The sequence below is a fragment of the Lacrimispora sp. genome (assembly GCF_046972725.1).
GTDB lineage: Bacteria > Bacillota > Clostridia > Lachnospirales > Lachnospiraceae > Lacrimispora.
Window position 1 is genome coordinate 880,846 of record NZ_JBKVXF010000001.1, and the last position, 22,099, is coordinate 902,944.

15 protein-coding genes are annotated in these 22,099 nt (G+C 44.3%); 2 read left to right on the forward strand and 13 right to left on the reverse strand.

Features of this window, described 5'->3' with window-relative positions:
- Positions 1 to 8: 8 nt before the first annotated feature.
- The 11 genes from ACLTWA_RS04440 to ACLTWA_RS04490 form a co-directional block, all read right to left on the reverse strand.
- Positions 9 to 2,057: a hypothetical protein gene (locus tag ACLTWA_RS04440; RefSeq protein ID WP_412326354.1), complete on the reverse strand. Its 2,049-nt coding sequence runs from the start codon at positions 2,055 to 2,057 to the stop codon at positions 9 to 11.
- A gap of 13 nt (positions 2,058 to 2,070) precedes the next feature.
- The gene (locus ACLTWA_RS04445) at positions 2,071 to 2,952 is read right to left on the reverse strand and encodes a carbohydrate ABC transporter permease (protein ID WP_412326355.1); all 882 of its coding nucleotides are present in this window, start codon (positions 2,950 to 2,952) and stop codon (positions 2,071 to 2,073) included.
- Between the two features lie 13 nt (positions 2,953 to 2,965).
- Positions 2,966 to 3,940, reverse strand: coding sequence for an ABC transporter permease (locus ACLTWA_RS04450; protein ID WP_412326356.1), 975 nt, complete (start codon positions 3,938 to 3,940; stop codon positions 2,966 to 2,968).
- A 13-nt stretch (positions 3,941 to 3,953) separates the two neighbouring features.
- Positions 3,954 to 5,609, reverse strand: a complete 1,656-nt coding sequence (locus tag ACLTWA_RS04455) for a hypothetical protein (RefSeq protein WP_412326357.1) — start codon at positions 5,607 to 5,609, stop codon at positions 3,954 to 3,956.
- Between the two features lie 170 nt (positions 5,610 to 5,779).
- Positions 5,780 to 8,059: a helix-turn-helix domain-containing protein gene (locus ACLTWA_RS04460; RefSeq protein ID WP_412326358.1), complete on the reverse strand. Its 2,280-nt coding sequence runs from the start codon at positions 8,057 to 8,059 to the stop codon at positions 5,780 to 5,782.
- Between the two features lie 27 nt (positions 8,060 to 8,086).
- Positions 8,087 to 9,637, reverse strand: a complete 1,551-nt coding sequence (locus tag ACLTWA_RS04465) for a glycoside hydrolase family 28 protein (RefSeq protein ID WP_412326360.1) — start codon at positions 9,635 to 9,637, stop codon at positions 8,087 to 8,089.
- The gene (locus ACLTWA_RS04470) at positions 9,627 to 10,199 is read right to left on the reverse strand and encodes a hypothetical protein (RefSeq protein ID WP_412326361.1); all 573 of its coding nucleotides are present in this window, start codon (positions 10,197 to 10,199) and stop codon (positions 9,627 to 9,629) included. The genes ACLTWA_RS04465 and ACLTWA_RS04470 overlap by 11 nt, the downstream gene beginning before the upstream one ends.
- 175 nt (positions 10,200 to 10,374) lie before the next feature.
- Positions 10,375 to 11,457: an ATP-binding protein gene (locus ACLTWA_RS04475; protein ID WP_412326362.1), complete on the reverse strand. Its 1,083-nt coding sequence runs from the start codon at positions 11,455 to 11,457 to the stop codon at positions 10,375 to 10,377.
- The gene (locus tag ACLTWA_RS04480) at positions 11,454 to 12,128 is read right to left on the reverse strand and encodes a response regulator transcription factor (protein WP_412327175.1); all 675 of its coding nucleotides are present in this window, start codon (positions 12,126 to 12,128) and stop codon (positions 11,454 to 11,456) included. The genes ACLTWA_RS04475 and ACLTWA_RS04480 overlap by 4 nt, the downstream gene beginning before the upstream one ends.
- 60 nt (positions 12,129 to 12,188) lie before the next feature.
- Entirely contained in the window at positions 12,189 to 15,236 is a 3,048-nt protein-coding gene (locus ACLTWA_RS04485) for an efflux RND transporter permease subunit (RefSeq protein WP_412326363.1), read from the reverse strand.
- Between the two features lie 167 nt (positions 15,237 to 15,403).
- Entirely contained in the window at positions 15,404 to 17,755 is a 2,352-nt protein-coding gene (locus ACLTWA_RS04490; RefSeq protein WP_412326364.1) for an HAD-IC family P-type ATPase, read from the reverse strand.
- Between the two features lie 202 nt (positions 17,756 to 17,957).
- Here ACLTWA_RS04490 and ACLTWA_RS04495 point away from each other — a divergent pair, with 202 nt between their 5' ends.
- Together ACLTWA_RS04495 and ACLTWA_RS04500 are read left to right on the forward strand one after the other, a co-directional pair.
- Positions 17,958 to 18,815, forward strand: coding sequence for an EamA family transporter (locus ACLTWA_RS04495; RefSeq protein WP_412326365.1), 858 nt, complete (start codon positions 17,958 to 17,960; stop codon positions 18,813 to 18,815).
- Positions 18,816 to 19,028: 213 nt separating this feature from the next.
- Entirely contained in the window at positions 19,029 to 19,508 is a 480-nt protein-coding gene (locus ACLTWA_RS04500) for a flavodoxin family protein (RefSeq protein WP_412326366.1), read from the forward strand.
- A 71-nt stretch (positions 19,509 to 19,579) separates the two neighbouring features.
- On the opposite strand, the gene ACLTWA_RS04505 is transcribed toward ACLTWA_RS04500, so the two are convergent.
- Together ACLTWA_RS04505 and ACLTWA_RS04510 are read right to left on the reverse strand one after the other, a co-directional pair.
- Entirely contained in the window at positions 19,580 to 20,872 is a 1,293-nt protein-coding gene (locus ACLTWA_RS04505; RefSeq protein WP_412326367.1) for an HAD hydrolase family protein, read from the reverse strand.
- Between the two features lie 112 nt (positions 20,873 to 20,984).
- Positions 20,985 to 22,082 (reverse strand): PQQ-dependent sugar dehydrogenase, encoded by a 1,098-nt coding sequence (locus ACLTWA_RS04510; protein WP_412326368.1) that lies wholly within the window; start codon positions 22,080 to 22,082, stop codon positions 20,985 to 20,987.
- Positions 22,083 to 22,099: the final 17 nt, after the last annotated feature.

Consider the following 22,099-nt stretch of genomic DNA (forward strand, 5'->3'; position numbering starts at 1 on the left):
ATCCTCCCTTATAATAACGGATTGATCCCCTCATATTCTACGGTCCATGCCCCATTATCCGGAAATCCTGGTGTCTTTCTTTCACACCCGTCATATCCTGCTGTCATCAATGCTGCAGCAAGCAGTAATGAGCCGTTTCCGGGAAGATAAAGGGGCAGATCCTTTCTCGTTATCTGCATGTTGTTCCCGTTTTTTAAATAACAGTTTTTAGGGGTGTCCTTTAATAAGATTTCAATAGCCAGTTCCGGTTTGCCAAGACGAACGGCAGTCATAGCCATCATGGCAAAATCCCAGCCCCACAGTGTTTGATAGTTCCAGCATTCCAGTACCCGGTGCAGGGTACGTTCCATGACTTTTCGGTCAATTCTCGTGCCTGGAATAAGACCATAAGCCCCCAGCATGGAAGGATGGTCCCGGTTAAATTCCGTAAACGTGGAAGGACACCGTTCATGGGCAAGGTAAACACCGTCCATCTCTGTCAGACCGGCCATGTGCTCTCCTACGTCGCTCCATTTGGGGTCCGGAGTTTTTTGAAGGCGCTTTGACCATTCTACCGCAATTTTAAGAGCCAATTGCCAGTATTCAATTTCAAATGCCGGATTATGGGTCTTAGTTTCCTTATGGCATTCCTGAACCGGAATGACCGGGGCGCAGATGTCATAACAGCCCTTTTCCGGATTCCACACAACGAAATCCACCATAAAGTCAGCAGTTTCTTTTATCAGCTTCCAGTAACGTTCCAATAATGCCTGTTCCGGCCTTTCTCTGTATGCCAGTTCCAGCATATAAATAATATGGGGCTGCTGCCAGACCAGCAAAGGAGCTACCTCTGAGGGCGCGTCAATGCCTTCTGCTGCTATCATCTTAGGCCACCTGGCACCTTTGAAGCCATTCCTTTTGGCATTGTCCCTTGCTTCCTCCAGATGATCCGTATACCATTTCAAACTCCGGTCCAGAAGTTTTCCATGATTCCATAACGGAAGCCATGCACAATGCCATAGATACATTTCCAGATGCATCTTTCCATACCAGCTGTTGCAGGTTAATCCGGTTTCCTGAGGAGGGGAAGAACCGCTGGAGTTGACCGCCATCAGATACTGGGATAACAGAATTCTCCGTTCCAGTTCAAAGGCCCGTCGGTCCTTGCTTTTATTCAGCCGTATGATACCGCCATCTTCCCAAAAATGGTTCCAGCCGTCACGGCTGTTTTCAAAAACATGTTCTGCATGAAAGAATACCTCCGGCGGACTATTTAAAAAGCTGACGGTAATCTCCAGAACCTCCTCCTTTGGGATAATATAAAGCCTGTGCTCCTCCAGGTTTTGTTCCACCGTACCATTTGTAGCTATTCCCACATAGTAGATATCTCTGTCCAGGGTCCGTTTCAGGATAAGCCTGCCCTTTTCCGCTTTCAGACTCTTTGTCTCATGTCTGTCCTTACTTTCCCAGTCCGAACCGGAGATATGAGGAGACCCATAAGGAAAATCTATTTTCACTTCCAGATTTTTATTTCGGAGGGCCTGCCCGGTCAGCCGAAACGCAAGAACCTGGTTTCCTGCGTTGTCACATGCGGTTTCTACCTTGCAGGCGTCTTTTCCAATGGCAAAGCTGCTCTCTAATATGCCTTCATACAGATGCAATTCCTGACGAATGGAATGAATCATGGAAGACGTGATTTCCTCTTTCCCCAACGTAAGTCCGATCCGGCTCAAATTCAGGCGGTGGGGATTTTCCCGCAGCCAGTCATAGACCTCCTCATTGCCGGGCTGCCTTCTTTTGGGATAACTGATCGTTCTGCCCTTTCTGCCGTATTCCGTCATAACCATATCGCTCAGGGTATAACCATATCTCTCTTCACTTACGGGTTTGGTATGCCAGCCCCACTGGGACATGGTGCAAAGCGGAACCGTATTATAGGTTTCATAGAATGTCTGCATTCCGGTTATATCGGCGGTAAAGGCAAGTTCCCCGTTTCCAACCGTAAGAGGAGTTTCTACATCCACCTCTGTCAGGACCGGATTATGCTTTTTTAATAGCTTTTTTCTGTCAATTTTCAACCTTACTCTCCTTTTACCCTTTTACTGCCCCAAGCATAACTCCTTTTTGGAAAAAGCGCTGCAAAAACGGATAAATGCATATGATAGGAAGACTGCTGACCACGATCAGCGCGTATTTTAACAGCTGCTGCACCTGAGGGGTTCTTGCTGCACCGATATCCTGCATCATTCCTCCCATCTGACTTTCCACCAGAATATTTCTCAACACCAGCTGCAGCGGATATTTGGAAGGAGTCCGCAGATAGATGGAGGCATTGAACCATGCATTCCAGTGGCTGACTGCGTAGTAAAGCACCATGACGGCCAGAGTCGCCTTTACAAGGGGCAGCATGATTTTACTCAAAATGTGGATATGGTTTGCCCCATCCATCCGGGCCGCTTCTGAAAGGGATTCCGGAACTGCCATAAATGCGCTTCGCATAATAATTAAGTTGGAAGTGGTGATGGCTCCCGGCAAGATCAGGGACCAGAGACTGTTTAACATTCCCAGTTCCTTTACATTCAGATAGGAAGGGATCAGTCCGCCGGAAAAATACATGGTAACAATTACAAGTATGGTCAGTGGCCTGCGCAGCATCAATTCCCGTATGGACAATACATAAGCACCAAGTACGGTAAGGGCCAGATTAAATATGAGCCCTGCAAATAGAATCAGAAAGGTATTGCCAAACCCGGACAGCACCAGATGATTTTTAAATACCATTTCATATCCGGCTAAGGTCCAATCCCCTAACGGCTTTAACAGCAGTCCTCCGTGACGCATCAGATCATCCGGATCACTGATGGACGCGATCACCACAAAATAGAAAGGATAAAGACATGCAATTGCAATGCCTGTTAAAAACACGTAATTAAATACAGTAAAAATCCCATATCCGCTGCTTCTTTTTTTCATCCGGTCAGCCTCCTTACCATAAACCCATATCGGTGACTTTTTTTGTAATCTTATTTGCAGTCACCACCAAAAACAGATTGATCACAGAGTTAAAGAAACCAACTGCAGCCGCATAACTCCAATCCGCTTCCTGAAGACCTTTCCGGTACACATAGGAAGAAATCACATCTGCAGTTTCGTAAATCCCCGGATTATATAAAAGGATGATTTTTTCATAACCAACGCTCATCACCGTTCCCACTCTCATAATAAACATCATGATAATGGTCATCATGATCGCAGGAAGGGTCACATGAAGGGTCTGCTTCCAGCGGTTTGCTCCATCAATTCTGGCTGCCTCATACAATTCCTGGTCCACTCCTGCCAGGGCAGAGATATAGATGATCGCACTCCAGCCAATGGTCTGCCACAAGCCGGATACCACATATATGGATACAAAATAATTTTTGTCGGATAACATGGATAAATTTCCGTCGATCAGTCCCATGCCGGCAAGAAGCTGGGTAATGAAGCCATTATGGTCCACAAACATCCGCACCATACTGCAGATAACCACCATGGAAATAAAATGCGGAAGATAGGTCAGTGTCTGAAGAAGACCCTTGTATTTCCGGCACCGCACCTCATTCAGCAAAAGTGCAAGAACGATGGGAGCCGGAAATGTGACCAGCAAATTGGTGATGCTCAGTACCAGGGTATTGCGGATCAGCCTTCCAAAGTATACGGAACCAAAAAAGTCCATAAAATGCTCAAAGCCAAAGCTGTCTGCCCACGGACTGCCAAGAATCCCTTTATAGGGAGTAAAATCTTTAAATGCAATGATCAGTCCATACATGGGTTTATAACAGAATACCAGATAAAATGCCAATACCGGCAAAAACAGAATATATGCTGACCGGTTCTTTTCCAGGTCTTTTTTCAGCATGGTCCAATAAGATTTTTTTATCCCCGCTGGCATTGGGGAATTTCTTTTACTTAAGCTCTGCATGGAGTCCTCCCTATTACCTTGAACGGTACTCATCGACCGCATTCTGTACAATTTCCTGCACTCTGTCGATCCCCATGGATTTTAAATTCTCTGTGTAGGTATCATACTTATCAAGATATTCTTCTCCGCGGATAAATTTAATGATCATTTCGTCCCTGTATGTCTCTAATTCGCTGAGCAGACTGGAATATTCCCCGGACTCTTCTGCATTGATCGTGATTCTTGGCAGCTTATAGTTCTTTGCATTGTTCTGCCCCCATACTTCCAGAGCCTTTTTCTGTGCATCTTCTTTGTAATACTGAAGGAGATAATCCTTATCCTGTACAAACGGACCATTGCCGTAGGCCAGTTCATATTCGGACAATGCCTGCTGAACGGTCAGTCCGTCCGGATGATTCAGTATCAGATCTGTGAACACAGGTGCTCCGTTCTTCATTTCATAGCTTTTTCCTTCAATTCCGAAATTGTACAGCATATGTCCTTCCCCGGTATAACCGTAATTGATAAAGCGGGCCATTTTTTCCGGGTCCTTGCAGGCAGTGCTGATTGCCGTAATACCGCCTGCCACATCAGTGTTATAATGGCCATACATAGGCGTATCCCCCCGTTTCGCAACCAGATTCTTTGTTCCTGCAAGGGAATAATTGGCCACATCTTTATTTGTTGTAAGCCAGGTTCCTAAAATGCTTCCGCAGGCACCGGAGGATGCACCGGATTTTCCTGTCAGCATATTGGCAGTAATGGTTTCTTTATCAATGGTGGCAAAATTAGGGTCCAGCAATCCTTCTGCATACAGCTTATGGAGCCATTCCAGAACTGCTTTGAATTCCGGCTGGGCATAGCCGATTTTTACCCTGTCCTGATCCACGTAAATATCCATGGTCACCAAGTCAAAGGGAGAGGTGATAATTCCCCGTTCCAACAGATCTTTTAGAAAATCAACATTAACACACAACGGGATAGCTGCTCCCTTTTTTTCTTTAAAGGCTTTTAGCATGGTATAGTATTCATCAGCCGTCTCCGGCAATTCAAGCCCCAGTTCCCCGCACCAGTCGTCACGGACAATCAGACCGTAACCGCCCTTAAGCAGCTCATCCCCAAGAATAAAGGCGAATCCGTAAATATCTCCTTCCGGTGTCTTGACCTGCTTTAAAATCTCAGGATCAGAACTGATCACTTTCCAGTAATCCGGCGCATTTTTCTGAACAAATTCTTCACTCATAGGATAAATCAGACCATCCTGTATGGCTTTTGCTTCCCCTCCGGTATAATTCAGCTGAAAATTATAGCTGATCACATCCGGCAGCTCTCCGGAAGCCAATAAAAGATTCATGGCCTGCTTATTCTCCACATGAACCATATCCATATCAAAACCAGTCCGTTTCTCCAGTTCCTTGCCAAGAGGAAGCTGGTCAAAGGAATCGAACCGGTCACTCCAGGCAGTAGAAAGAGTCATCCCATAGGTAAAGGATCCTCCGTCTGCTACCGGATAGGTGACTTTTCCTCCGAAAGAGACTTCCTGACCAGATACCTCCCTGCTGCTTTGTGCTGTCCCCGTTCCAGCCGCCGGCTGTGCTGTTTTTCCGCTGCACCCGGATAATAAAGAAAGTGCCAGAACACTTGCCGTTAATAAGGAAACCCCGTTCCTGAAACTTGATTTGCTTTTCATTTTATTACCCCTCCTACACGTTTTTGCCATTTCATGAACCAACTATAACCCACAGACTGCAGCTGCAAAAGTGGCAAAAAGAAGAAAGAACGGTCAGAATGTACTATCCCTTTATGGATTTCACATTTTGTCTGTTCCTTTTCCGTTTTATCCGCTTATGAAACCAGCACTTATGTATTTTTGTAGTTCATAGCCGTAACCTTTGTGGCCCTCTGGAAGTTCCTGCGAAAGGTCCGGGAATTGGCAAAGCCCGTCTCCACCGCTATTTCATCCACCGTTTTTCCTGTTGTTTTTAAAAGTATTTTTGCGTGCTCAATTCTTACATCATTGATATAATTCAGCAGATTCAGCCCTGTCTGTTCTTTAAATATCCGTGACATATATCGTGGTGTAATACCGATTTCTTCTGCTATGGCTGAGATATTGACATTGCTGTCCGCATAATGTTCCTGGACATACTGTTTGATGTTTTCTGATAATTGCCTGGTATCTTTGCTGTCCTGATAGACCCCTTTGCAGATCAAATGCAGGAAGTGATAGAACGAATTCTGCAGAGCCGAAGAAGACTCTGCGGTTCTCATCTGTGCCAATATATGTTCCAGTGATTCTTCCCTGATGGTTTCATTCTTTACCAGACTGACGGATCCCATCAGAACATGATTGGCAATGGCAAGAACGTAGTAAAGCATGGCATTAAAGGGCTTTCTGGAATCCTCCAGTTCATGGAACAATTCCCTGCTCAACTCCTTCCCTCCTGATAGATCAGCCTCAGAAGCAACACTCCCGAACCGTTTCGCATAAAATGCCAGGCGGCCGGAAGAAGAAAAGTCCACGGTGCTGACCAGATCTGCTTTTAAAACCCCGTCCGGCCTGGTATAATACCTCTGCTCGTTGGCCTCTGTAATTTCTGCATATGCCGATTCCACATATTCAAAATCATCAAATGGACTGCCAAGCGTGATACATAGGTCCGTCTCCATGCGGCTTTGGAAAAACTCATTCAGCCACTGAAACTTTTCCATACTTACCCTTTCCCATTCCGCCACTTCACTTTTTTGAATCAGGAACAGATAGACCAGAAGGCTGCCATCCAGAGTCTTAATGCAGGAGTATACATTGCCCAGAATATCCATAGTGACATTGTGAATTAAAAAACAAAGAAGGCCGGTGTCAATGGACTCTCCCATCACAGAGGTCCCATCCGCTCCTTCCAGATTTACCGTAACGAATGCAAAACTTTGATTCTGGTAATCCGGCCCAAGTAATTCCTCTGTTCCCAGTTTCCGAAAGAAATTATTGCTCCCCTTGATTGCGGAGAGAAGCCCCAGTTCTCGATCATACGCCCTTCGGCTTTCCATGGAATCCTGCATGGACAGATTCTCTTCATACAGCTTCCGTAAATTCTTCTCCACCATGGCAAACTCATTTCCCTGGCTGTTATCCAGTTCCGGCAGTATATTTACCAATTGGCGGACCGGACGGTAATTTCTGCGCTGCTGAAAGATTACCGCAGCCACTCCGATGACCGCCCCGGTGAAAACGATCATCATATTTAAATTCCGGTTTTGGTTTACTTCTTTCATAAAAGCCCGCTTTGGCATACAGACCACATAATTCCAGTCTGCTACCTTGGATTTTGTATAGGCTCCCACATACTCCTGCCCCTGTACTTCAAAGGACTTGTTCTCCTGATTCGACTCCAGTTTAAGATTTACTCCGCTTAAATCCAATTGGGCACCATATTGGCCGATGACCCGGTGCTCCTGATCCAGAATAAAGACGGTATTTCCCATATTGGTTTCTTTCTGCATCAGCTGTTCCAGAAACCCGGTTGAGACTGATGCGATAAAGTATGCGGCTTCTTCGTTGCTTAAATGCTGCACCGGCGTAACATAGACCAGACTCTCCTCTCCACAATTTCCGTAACTCATATTTTTGGAAATCAGAAACCCGCTTTTATCATTTCCCGTCAGTTCCTTTTTCCACTCTTCCAAAGAGATGGATAACTTTCTTCTTAATAGCAGACTGCCATAAATATAATCCAGCTGATTGGCGGTTCGGGAAGTCAGCAGATATTCCCTATTCCGAAGATACATCATTAATTCAATATCAGGATTGGACCCCCCGGATATCTGCAATCTCTGAAAGCACTTGAAAGCCAGCGCCAGAAAGCGGCGTTCTTCCCCTGTATTCATTGCACACAATGTGAAATTCTGATCCAGCATATGATACCTGGTAGCCTCCAGAATATCCTTTAAGTGATCATCGATATTATACCGGATGTTCTCAAGCATAAAATGATTGACCTGTTTCATCTTCCGTTCCACCAGGTTTTTATTAATGAAATAGTTGATGACCGCACAGCTAATTGGTATCATTAATGCAATGCAGCCCACCACGATCCATTTGTAGAGCGTATGATTTTTCCTGACCCTGAATTTACCTTTCATCCCCACACCTCCACGCAACAGTTCCTTTTATGCCCTGTTTATTTCTAAAACCGACTCACATTCAAATTCCTTTTCCGCACCGGTCGCATGGACATTCTGCATGACCAGCCTCTTTACATTCCGGATGAAAATCCCCTGTTTTCTCGTAGGTGCACATTCTCTCATCATGGCGGCTATTCCCTCTTCTGCCTGGGGATGGTAAGTGATAGCAATATCTTTCATCACAACCGACTGAATCTTCTTCTCCGGCAGTCCATAGATGCATATCCCCGTATGATGGGCATTCTTACAGGTAATCTCTGAAAAGGACAGACTGCGGATTTCCGGGGTCCGCTCATCTGCCGGAAGTGCCTCCTGACAGGCTACATAATCGGACTTTCCATCGGGATCGCAGTAATAGAAACAGTTTACCACAAAAGGAGACTTTACTCCGTCCATGGTAATGCTGCTAAAATCAATTTCATCCACGATGGAATCTTTCCCCCTTCCTCTCCTTGTCTTTATCCGGAGTCCGCGGTCCGTATCCTTAAATACGCACTGGGATACACGGACTTCCCGGACGCCGCCTGCAATCTCGCTGCCAATGGTCACTGCTCCATGCCCCCGCTCCATAAGGCAATGGCGGATGCTGATTCTTTGAGACGGCTGTCTGTATTTCTTTCCCATGTATATCTTACCGGATTTTATGGCAATACAGTCATCTCCCACGCTAAAATGTACCCCTGCAATCTCCACGTCGCTGCAGGATTCCGGGTCGATTCCGTCCGTATTATGAGACTTGTCAGGGCTTTCCAGAGTGATTCCGTATATGCGGATATTTTCACTGAAATATGGGTGGATATTCCAGGCAGGGGAATTGCGGATTGTAATTCCCTGAATCAGAATATTCCGGCAGCGATTTAAGAAGATGACTCTGGGACGGTATGGGGGAATACGGTTTACCATACTGATCCACCATTTTTCAAAGTCCCCTCCACCGTCAATGGTGCCTTCTCCGCAGATGGTTACATTCTCCACAGCAATACCGGTAATAACGGAAGCCATGGCATCCAGTGGATTGCCTTCCCAGGTTCCAAGGTTATAATCTTCACAATTCTCATTGCTTTGAATGATTCCAGGCAGGACCGGGTACTCATTCCGTTCCTGAAATGCCTGTAATAATGCTCCTTTTCCCAGCTCCAGGGTAAGACCGTTTTTTAAAAAGAGATTGCGGATGCGGTAGGTTCCTGCAGGCACGAACACACGTCCATTTGGAGGGCAGCACATAACTGCCGCCTGAATGGCCCCCGTATCGTCACAGATTCCGTCGCCTCTGGCTCCGAATTTTCTTACATTTAAAGTTACATATTCCCTGCTGGTGCTTACTTCTGCTTCTACGGTTTCCTTATCATCCCATTGAAATAAAATCCGGTATTGGGTATCCGGCTCTAAATGATCGATGATAACGACCATCTTCCTGTCATTTCGCAAGAATTTTCCATTTACCCATAATTCGTAGGGCCTGGTTTCATAACGGTCTTCCAAAAGAAGCTCCAATACAACACTTCTGGCATTCTGCTGCAGAACCTTACTCTCCATCCTCCAACCCCCATGTCTCTTTAATTTCATCCCATAAGATCCCGGCCAGGTCCTCAAACGCTTTCCCCATGGACCAGTCCATTCCTTCTTTTGAATTCCCATCAGAAAACTTCATTCTCCGTTTTCCTTCCTGTGCATAACGTTCTGCCGGCACCAGTTCCAGCCTGCAGGCTTTTAAAATTGCCACCCCTGCCAGTACATCCAGAGAACATTCCTGAGACAGATACTGATCAAGTTTGGACCGAAATAAGTCCTGAAGTGTCCTGTAATGCTCATAAAGCATCTTGGACATTGATTCCAGGGTGTCTGCCAGTGCCAGCAATCCCCAGCCGCTTATGTCTCCCTTCTCCTGTACCCATGCCTCCGCAATCCGGGCATACTTTTCTTTTTTTCCGCAAACCGTATCTTCCAAAGCCAGAAACGGCAGTTTTAGAATCCGGCTCCAGTCCTTCTTCTGTATATAGTCAGCAAGATCACGGCAGGAAGACGGATCTATTGCGGCATTTGCCCTGATTCTTTCGTATTCCAGTAAAATTGAAGCCATTTTGTTCAAATCTTCCATATTGCACCTCCCTAAATAGCTACTTTCTATTTTAAAGAAAGCAGCATCATGAGTAAAGGGACAAAACAATCATCGAACGGACAAAATGTAAACAGGAATCCATACATAATACAACGAAGAGCAAGACCCACGAACCGTGATCTTGCCCCATACAATTTTTCATTTGTTTTATTTTTCAATCGGTTATAGTACAGGTTATCTCATCCGGAAGAAAAACAGAAAAAGAACTCCCTTTCCCAGGCTCACTCTCCACACAGATGGTTCCTTTGCACAGCGTTATGATTCGTTTCACAATAGACAGACCAAGCCCATTGCCTGATATGGAATGGGAGGTCTCCCCCTGATAAAACTTATCAAAAATGTGCTTGAGGGTCTGTGTTTCCATTCCTGGGCCATTATCCTTTATGGTAAATAGGACACCCTGCTTGCTGCGGGCCAGATTTATATGTATGGTTCCTTTCGGATTGGTGAATTTAATGGCATTATCCAGAAGATTGATCCATATCTGTTTGGTAAACTCTTCATTTCCATTAAAAACGATCTCCTCTAACCCGATATTGATGAGGTGTTCTTTTTCCGTCCACTTCGGCTCCATCAGCAGGATGACCCTGCGTATCTGTTCATCCAGCCGAAAACAGGTTTTGTCCGTGATAATTTTCACATTCTCATACTTCGACATGCTAAGAACATTGGTGGAAAGCTCAACCAGCCGCTCCGATTCTGCAATGATAATATCAAGATATTCCTGCCGTTCCTCTTCCTTAAGTTCTCCGTCTTTCAAAAGCCTGGCAAATCCCTGCATAGATACAATGGGAGTTTTAAATTCATGGGAGAAATTATTTACAAAATCTTTTCTTAATGTCTCTATGGATGACAGCTCAAAGGTCATTTTATTAAAACTTTGGGAAAGCTCCTCCAATTCACCGATCCCTTTCAGATTTACCTGTACATCAAAGTCTCCCTGGGATACCTTGTGAATGGCATCAATGACTTTGCAGAGTGGTTTCAGTGCCTTGTTGGTAAAGAATACGGTAAGGGCCATTCCCAGAAGTACGCAAAGCATGATCAGTAAATTGAAAAAGTTATCGCCCAGCAGATTAAGGCTTTCATGTTTCTGAAATTTTATAATATCACTGTAACTGAGTACAGTGATGGTAACTGCCAGCATAATGAGCAGAACCATCATAAAAACAAAAATGAATAATATCAGGGAAACGGTAAGCTTCCACTTTCTTTTCAGCTTCATAAAATCTTTCATATATTTTTGACCGCCTTATACCCTAATCCCCGCACGGTAACAATCTCAAATTCCGTCCAGTCCCGAAACTTTTCCCTTAAACGGTTAATATGTACATTCACGGTACGGTCATCGGTTTGAGAATCCAGTCCCCATATCTCATCCATTAACTGCAGACGCGTAAATGTGATGTTTGGATAAGAAAGCAGTTTAAACAACAAATAAAATTCCTTTTGAGGCAATTTAATCTCTTCCTTATTCCGCATTACACTCAGAGAATCATAAGCAAGGGTCACATTTCCCATAGTCAGTTTGTGTTCACTCACAATCTGGGCTCTCCGAAGCAAGGCCTTAATTCTAAGAACCAGCTCCTGATCATCAAATGGCTTTGTCATATAATCATCCGTACCCACCAGAAATCCTTTTCTTTTATCCATAGACTCCTGTTTTGCTGTCACCATCATAATAGGAAGATTCTCCCAGCCCTGACGAAGCTGCGTTGTCAGATCATAACCATTTAGATTCGGCATCATCAGATCCAGTACCACCAGATCTACGTGATACTGATCCATTGCCTTAAGAGCTGACAGTCCATCCTCCGCCTGCAATGTTTCAAAACCATGACGGTGAAGCAATGCACATAAGAACTTTCTTGTATTCTTATCATCATCAACTACTAAAATTTTAAAAATTACCTCCACCTCCAATAACCCCAGTTTATAAATCCATCATATCGAAGAATGAGTGAGATATCAATCAAAATCAGGTTCTGGTTTGTTTTTTTTCTTTCCGCTCATGATCATATAATAGACAGGCAGCAGTAAAAGGGTCAAAACCGTGGAAGCAGTAAGGCCGCCTACGTTTACAAGGGAAAGTCCCTGCATGGTTTCTCCGTTGTCACCGCCTCCCACTGCCATGGGAACGATGGAAACGATAGCAATCAGGGTCGTCATCAAAATAGAGCGGAACCGGTTGGCTCCTGCCTTTACCACCGCAGTTGGCTTATCCATGGTCTCAGAGTACTGGTTTGCGGTTTCCACATACAGGATTCCCGACTTGACTACCGTACCAACAAGCATCAGAAAGCCCAGAAGAGAAGGCATATTGATCTTAATATCAGCAGCTACCATTAATCCAAAGGCACCAATCAGGCTAAATGGTATAGAGGTCATGACCATCAAGGACATTTTGGCTGATTCAAACTGGGCGGCCAGAACTACGAAAAGCAGGAAAACAGCCGTAACGATAGCTATAAGCAGGTTTGTAAATTCTTCCACCATGGATTCATCTTCACTGTTTTGTGCCCTTGTAATTGTTGCATCCAGATATTTGCCAACAATGTCATGATCAATAGCCTTTATCACTGCCGCTTTTTCTTTCTCCGTCTTTACCTCGTCGGTAAAAGAGCCGGTAATTGTCACCAGATACTGTTTATTCTTGCGGTTGATTGCAGTAGGACTGTCTTCATAGCCGATATCTGCCAGGTCTGCCAAAGCAACCGAGCCGCCAAAGCTGTTGGGAAGTAAAATTCCTTCTACCTTGTCTAAGGTATCATAATATTTTTCTCCATACTCCAGCTGCACAGAGATCTCCTCTCCGGACCGGTCCATGGTTGCGGCCTCCACACTGCTTAGCATCTCATTTATGGCAGTTCCTACATGGATGGGCGCAACCCCTTCCGCCGCTGCCCTGATGGCATCCACGCTGATTTTAATGACAGGTGCTGCGTTTTCCAGATCGGAATGCACCTTGATTAACTCGGTGCGGCCTGACAGTTCGGTTACCATCTGATCCGATACTCTTTTCAGCTTATCCAGTTGCGCACTTTGCAGGATCACTTCAAAATCCGGGCTGCTGCCCATCATACTCATACTTGATGTGGACTCTACCGTAATGCTGCAGTCAGGAATCTGGCCCATCTCCTTTTTCCATTTGTTTACGATCTCCTTTGTGGAAAGGGTCCGGTCTGCTTTCAGATAAGCGGTCAAAGTACCCACGTTCCCCTTGGTTAAGCTCAAGCCTCCTCCCCCATAGGTCAGCATATAGGAATCTAAGTCCTTTTCTTTAGTCACAATGGTTTCTAAATTTTGAAGAAGCTTATCCACTTCTTCTAATTTCAGGCCGGGTTTTACCTCTACGGAAACGGCGATGGTACCTTCATCCGTATCCGGCATAAGTTCAAATCCCAGTCTTCCGGCCAGAACTGCGGAAGCCGCCAGAAGAAGAACCGATACGATCATAACAAGAGCTTTTCTGCGAAGAAGCTTTGTAACAAGCGTTGTATAGCCCGCCTGCAGCACTCTCACAATGCCGCCTGCCGGTGAATTGTTCTTCTCTACCGGACGCAGCCTGCTATAACACATGGGCACAATGGTCAAGCCGGATACCGCCGAAGCCAGGGAAGTGAAAATAAGGGTAAAGCCCAAAGGCATAAACAGCTGCCCGGACATTCCTTCTAAAAAAACAAGGGGGATAAATACCACACTGTTGGTCAGGGCCCCTCCTAAAATAGCGGCAAATACCTCACTGGTACCTCCTACAGCCGCAGACATATAAGCCTTAAATCCCTTTCCTTTCTGTGCTTTGAAACAACTGTCCAGGACAACAATGGAGTCATCTGTCATGTTTCCGACAGCCAGTACAATACTGCTCATTGTAATTAAGTTTAAAGAAAATCCCATGGCAGACATCATAATCAGGGAAATGAGCATGGATATGGGCATGGAACTGCCTACGATCAAAGATGCCTTTAAATCGCCAAAGAACAGGAAAATAATAACCATGGCAATGATTACTGCCGCGATCATCGTATCCTTTACGTCATTTAAGGCAGAAAGAATCTGGTCACTGGCATCGTCGATTACAATGAATTCCACATTGGGAAACTCCGCCTTTAGATTTTCAATGGTTTCTTTTACTCCCTTTGAAACATCTACGGCGCTGTTTTTCTGCTGCTTATTGATGGATAAGGTAATGGTTTCCTCTCCATTATACCGACCAATGGTTTCTTTCTTTTTCAATGCTTCTGTAATTTCTGCAACATCCTCTAAATAAATCGTCTTTCCGGCTCCTGCGACCAGAGGAACCTTTTTCAGCTTGTTGACATTATCCACCTTAACCGCTGTAACCACAGATAATTCCCGTTTCCCTACGCCTGTACTTCCAGCAGGATAACTGAAGTCTGCGGCCTTGATGGCCTGGCTGATGGAATTCATGGTAAGATGGTACTGGTTCATCTTCTCCGGAATGAGACGTACACTCACATAGTTTTCCTGTCCGCCGCTTACATCCACACTGGCAACGGAAGATATTTTTTCAAATTCCGGAACAATGCAGTCATTGACAAAATTGTACAGATTATGCTGCGTAGGGTCATTGACTGCCAGTTCAACCGACGGCATGTCATTGATGTTAAACTCCATGATCGTAGGGGGCTCCACATCATCCGGCAGTTTTATTGCATCTGTTTTTTTCTTTAGATCGGAATATGCCTTATCCATGTTGATGCCGTATTCATATTCCAGCATGATCATGGAGACATTCTCCTGAGAAATAGACTGAATATTTTTGATACCGGAAAGAGTTCCCATGGCCTCCTCCATGGGCTTTGTCACCAGGTCATTCACATTTTCCGGACTTGCCCCCGCATAGACACTGCTGACCAGCATCATGGGAAAATTCATCTCCGGAGTCAGTTCCATCTTCGATGTAAATACAGAAGATAAACCAAATACCATCAAACATAGAATTGCTAAAGCCATGGTAACCGGACGCTTTAAAACAGCCTTTATAATTCCCATATACTACCTCCTCACTGCAGAAAACCAATAGCTATAAAATATTTTATAAAAGTATATGTGGGAAAGATTAACTAAAGATAAACAGACACCAAAGATTTTCCTTTTTCCTAATAAAAAAAGCGGCAGCCTTGATTTTTTCAAAGCTACCGCCCGGAATGATTATAAAGTTATCTCTCCGGTTGTCTTATTGTCCCGTTTCTTTTGGCAATGAGCAGTGCGAATATGCGTTCCAGGAAAACACTTATAACTGCCATCAAAAGCCACAGCGCCCAGGTTTTCAACTCCGGAAGTTCTGCCTTTAAGATTTTATGAAAAATCAAAACAGCCCCATAATATCCAACCGTCATTGTCCCAAACACAAAGGTTCTGACCATATCAAACGGCAGACACGCCTTAAATACCGCCGCTATGCCAACCGTTCCTACGGTTAAATATTGAAGTACCGCTTCCTGTCCGTCTGTCATTCCAAAAACAGGCGCAGACAATCGAATAATTAAAAAACACATGACAATGGCAAGCGCATTTGGAAGCGCCCTGCTCAAAACCTCTTTCAGAAAATGCTTTGGTGCTTTTTTATTATCCGGCTGAAAAGACATTATAAAAGACGGATATCCCTCAATTGCAAGATCAATCAACGTAATCTGTATGGGAACAAAGGGAAAAGCAAGATTCCCCAGAACGCATACAATGGATAATAATATGGAATAAATCGTCTTTACAAAGAAGATACCTGCGGTACGGGTCACATTATTGACTACCCTGCGGCCTTCCTTCATTACGTCCGGAAGTACTCCAAAATCAGAATTCATTAAAACAAGCCTGGATACCTGTCTTGCTGCGTCACTGCCATCCCCGATTGCAATACTTAGATCAGATTCCTTAAGTGCCATCAAATCATTTACGCCATCTCCGGTCATGGCTACGGTATGTCCCTGTTTTTTCAATGCCTGTACCAGCTGTTTTTTTTGTATGGGAGAGACTCTTCCAAATATGGAATAAGTCCCGGCAGCCGCTGCAATCTCTTCCTCACCGGAAAGCTCACTCATGTCAATGTATGCTCCGGTTTCCAAAATGCCTGCTTTTTCAGCCACAGCCGCTACAGTCACTGGATTATCTCCGGAAATTACTTTTATCTTGATTCCTTCCTTCTTAAAATAATCCAATGTCTCAACAGCATTTTCCCGGATCGGGTCTGTCACACAAATCATACCGATAATCTTCAGCCTGGGAAGAGGCGCTTTAATCCCCACGGTTTCACCAGTGATACCCACCAGAAGCACCCGGTTTCCATGTTCCATTTCTGATTTTACTTCTCCGGAAACCTCTTTTGTCATGCGTTCCGGCGCGCCGACAACCAGTGTTCCCAGGGTTTCAAAGGTTACGGCACTCCATTTTCTTTCGGAAGAAAATGGTATCTTTTCAATGACTGATTCCAGATGGCAAGGGGGCACATATTCTTTCAGGGACTGAAACGTTGCATTATTATCGTCTGAGGCGGCTACAAAGGCCCCCAGAAGATCCATTAACGGCTGCTCTGCCTTTTCCAGCTCTTTGATATACATGACCTGCATCTTTCCCTGGGTAATGGTTCCGGTCTTGTCCAGGCAGAGAATGTCAACATGTGCCAGAGTTTCCAGAGCGAATAATTCCTGTACCAGAACCTTTTTCTTTGACAATGCTGCTGCACCCGCTGCAAGGCTTACACTGATTAGCAGCACCAGCCCTTTGGGAAGCATTCCAAGTAATGCCGCAGCTGTTGTGGTCACGGAAAGTGCGGCTCCTGATTCCCTCATAAAGAATGCCTGTATAAAGAGAATCACTCCTAACGGGGGAATCAAATATCCGGTAAACCGGGTTACACGGCGCATGGAATCCAGAAGTTCGGAGTGAATTTTCTTGAATTTTCCTGCCTCCTTTGTAATTCCTGCCACATAATTTGCATCGCCTACATGAATCACACCTGCCAGGCACTGTCCGCTGACCACGCTACTTCCTGACAATAATATATCACCGGTCTCCTTTAAAATCGGATCGGATTCTCCGGTCAAAAGCGCCTCATTTACTTCAATTCTCCCTTTTTTAACCATTGCATCCGCACAGATCTGCATTCCGCTTTCCAAAACCATAATATCATCAAGAACTAGGCCGCCTGTTTCAATCTCCTGAAGCTGCCCGTCACGGATCACCTTTACCTGCGGGGCAGAAAGAATGGATAATTCTTCAATCAGCTTCTTTGCCCGTAATTCCTGCATGATCCCGATAAATGCATTGAGTGCAATTATGAGGAAAAAAGCCATGTTCGACCAGGCTCCCACAAAGGCAAGTGCCAATGCAATCAGCAGATTATACAAATTGAACCTGGTGCATATATTATCTTTCAAAATATCCTTTTTAGATTTTGTGCTTGGTTCAGGCAGTTTGTTGTACTCTCCCTGCTCGTAACGCAATTTTACCTGTTCTCTACTCAGTCCATGTTCAAGACTGACTAAAAAATCCTGTTTCTCTTTGCCGTTTTTCATTCCAATTCAATCTTATCCTCTCATTTTTATATTATATTACCTTATAACCATAACCCAACGCAAGGACACCTTGAAACAAACCCCTGTTTTTTTACAAATAATGTAATTTTTTTCTGCGGACAGATTGATATATTAATTATAAGAGTGTAAACTGTACTTAAAATACTTCACATAAATTTATTTTAGAAAACGAGGAACGATCATGTGGATACTGTTTGCGTTTGGTTCCGCCTTTTTTGCCGGAATAACGGCAATACTTGCAAAAATAGGAATTAAAAATACCGATTCCAATCTGGCAACCGCACTGCGGACCGTTGTGATTCTGTTTTTTTCCTGGTTCATGGTCTGGATCACAGGTGCCCAGCATACCATGAATGCACTGTCTTTAAAAACAATTCTTTTTCTAGTCCTGTCCGGGTTAGCTACCGGCATGTCATGGCTCTGCTATTTTAAAGCACTTCAACTGGGCAACGTCAATAAAGTAACTCCCATTGACAAGTCCAGTACAATACTGACCATGATCCTGTCTATGATCTTTTTAAGCGAAGCCATAACCGGAATAAAGATCTTATGTCTTTTTCTCATCGGTGCAGGTACCTACTTAATGATTGAGAAAAAGGAAGAAACGAAAAAGGCCATAGATAACCGGTGGCTTTTATACGCATCAGGCTCCGCCGTTTTTGCCAGTCTGACTTCTATTTTGGGAAAAATCGGAATCCAGGATGTGAACTCCAACCTGGGTACAGCAATCCGAACGGTCATAGTTTTAATTATGGCATGGATCCTTGTTTTCATAACAAAAAAGCAGTCCGAAATCAAAGAATTGGATAAAAAGAACTGGCTGTTTTTATTTCTGTCCGGTCTTGCTACCGGTATGTCCTGGCTCTGCTATTATAAGGCCCTGCAGGATGGCCCTGCAAGCATTGTGGTTCCTATCGACAAACTGAGCATACTTCTTACCATAGGATTTTCATATTTCATCTTAAAAGAAGAACTGAGCCGAAAATCCTTTGCCGGTTTAATTTTAATTGTTATTGGTACCCTGCTGCTATTGGTCTGACCGCTTTTACATAAAAATATAACATAGGCCATATTCAGCAAGAACATGAAAAAATCACACAATAAACAGATTACAATTGCACCTTGCCCCATATAATATAACTGTACTATATAAGACAGTCAAAAGATGATCCATAAACGGATATCGGAAAATCATTTTTAAGATATGCCGGTAAACACAAATAATCTAAATATAAACAGGAGGAGAATCAAAATGAGCACACTGGTTATATATTTTTCATTTAATGGCAACACGAAATATCTTGCAGACACGATTGCAGATACCATAAGCGCCGACAGCATTGAATTAAAAACAAGTAAGCAGTATCCCACGGAAGGCCTTAAGAAATTTCTTTGGGGAGGTAAGAGCGTTCTTTTCGGCGAGGAACCTGCGCTTTTAAATGCCCCTATGGACGTGAACAAATATGAGACAATCATCATCGGTACTCCCGTTTGGGCCGGATCATTTGCACCGCCCGTAAAAAGTTTCCTCAGTCAATATAACCTTCACGGTAAGCGGATCGCGTTATTTGCCAGCCATGGCGGCGGCGGTGCCGAAAAATGCTTTGCAAAGCTAAAGAAAGCAATCCCGGACAATGAATTCATTGGTGAAATTGCTTTTGTTGATCCTAAGAAAAATCCGAAGGATAACTCCGCAAAGGTGATTGCCTGGGCGAAAAGCCTTAGCAACTGATACCTGTATAAATCCTTGACAAAACTTCTTCCAACCGTTTTCCATGGAAAATGACTGGCTTTTTACAGAAATCAGAAGCGGAAAAGACGGACAGGCTCAAACTCTCTCTTCAAGCGTTTGACCATATCATTCTTTGACGAATTTTCAATCAGAATATCGCATTGTCCGGGTATACTTCCAAAGACCACGCTTTTTTCCATATCCAGCATTTCTTTCAGATTTTGCAGCATGCGCTCCCGATTGGCTTCTTTATTGTATATTTTCATATAGGAATATCCAGGATAATCGTTTGATTCATAGGTTTGTATCTTCAGTTCCCCGGACCATTCCTGTTCCATCAGATATTTACAGGCCGCTTTTATCTGTTCCGTGGTGTTGATCACCATGAAATAAACTACATTTTCATACTGAGGGAGCCTTCTTTTCACATAGTTGCGAAGAGGGTTTTTTCTGAGTTTCCGGTAAATGCCCTGTTCTGCCAGATTGTCCAGCCTTTCATAATAAATCACAAGCAAATCATCAATTACCACATTTGCAAAATAATTAAGTTTCCTCTCATCTAACAGCTTTAATATTCTTTCTGACTGGTCGTAAGTGAGCACATACGTCAAAAGATAGGAATTTTCATTGATATCATAAAGCGCTGCTCCATCCATTACAATTACCGGCAGCTTCAGATTAATGCCTCTGACAGAATCCATCAAGGTTGCCGGTGTCCTGCCGGTAGAAAGAGTGAATTTCATTCCATCATCAATCAACCGGTTTAATTCTACCTTACTGTAAGGAGTTAATTTTTCCTCTCTGGTAAGCAGCGTATCATCTACCCCGGAGACATATAGCACATCCAGCTGCTTATTTCTCGGTAAATGAACAGAATTTACAACCATTGCCATCACCACACCTATGAGAGTATCTGCCACCCGATTCATAACAAACAGGAATGGAGTGCTGTCTCCCATATGCATTACCGTAATACTTAAAAATACCACACAGGAAAAATAAGAGGTATCCTTTTTATTTAAAACAACCGTTGTATAAAGGACCAGTCCTGTGAACAGAGATATCATCAGATAGCTGAGTGCACTTTCATCAAAGATTCCTCCTCCCCAATCAAAGAGAAGAAGCAAAAAAAGTCCCCATGCAGCACCGATCAAAGTACCAAAACACCTTTGCTTTGCCATCTGCGTACTGCTAACAGAATAGGGCTGAATACACTGTAATGCTGCAATGGCTGAATAAAAGGGAATCCCTTCTTTTCCTCGAATATAATAAATAGCAAAACATAGACAGACTCCCCATACAGAACGGTAAATCCTTTGCCCCACTGCCGGCAGCTTCAAAGACTTTATTGCCATTGTTTTCATAAGCCAATTCCTCCGTCTTAAAGTACGAAAAACATTTATTTAGCGTACTATAACAAATTTCAAAGAAATTGTCTACCTCTCTCTGGAAAGATGGTGATACGGCTCAAAAAAATCATGACAGCACCAGTCTGTAGATTTTATCATCCCCTATATCCGGTATTCCTCTGCCGTCCGTGTTGCTGGTGGTAATATATATGGAACCGTCCGCAGCTTCATAGGCTTCCCTTAAGCGTCCGTAACGGCCGTCCAGCAGCCGTTCCACATTGACCACTTCTGTTCCGGATTCATCAAAGGTGATTGCCAGAAGCACATTTCCCCGGAGTGTGGATACAAGCAGCTGGCCGCTCCTTGGACCTTCTGTCACAAAAGTAAGCCCTGCTGGAGCCCATGTGTCATTCCCGCTTTGTATCACAGGCCTTAAAAAATCGTATCCCTCCATTTCCTCATCTCCTATAACCAAAGGCCAGCCATAGTTTCCGCCTGGCTGTATGATATTTATCTTATCATGAGCAATTTCTCCATGATCCGTGGCATATAAAATATTCCTGTCATTCCATGCAAGGCCCTGAGGATTCCGGAGCCCCAGAGCATAAACCGGAGAACCGGGAAACGGGTTATCCGGCGGAATACTTCCATCGGTTCCGATCCGCAGTATTTTTCCGGCTAAACTGCTTATGTCCTGGGCAAGCTCCCGTTTGCCCGCATCTCCGGCAGTAACATACAGATAACCATCCGGTCCGATTTTAATCCTTCCCCCGTTATGGATCCGGTCTGCCGGTATCCCATCCAAAAGAATCACCTCTTGGGAAGCGGTATTCCCATCAACCGTCATACGCACCACCCGGCCGTAGATTCCATCGCTGTCTTCATAATTATACATAAGATAAATATAACCATTGGATAGAAAATCCTCATCCAGGGCAAGCCCCATAAGCCCGCCTTCTCCGATACTGGCAAAAGGAGGGGCAAACGTATACACCGGCACAGGATTTAATATACCGTTTTCTATGACTCGCAGGGTTCCGTTTCGTTCCGTAAAAAACAACCTTCCATCCCCACTGACAACCACGGACCAGGGAACGTATAGATTTTCTGCAATGGTCTCCACCTCAAAGGAAGGACCTGGAAAACTGGTTATACCAAAGGGGATATAATTCTCATTCCACTCCCAGGCGTTTAAATGAGGTGTAGGGATAAAGTTTCTGTTCACCGTCTTAGCTTCCTTTC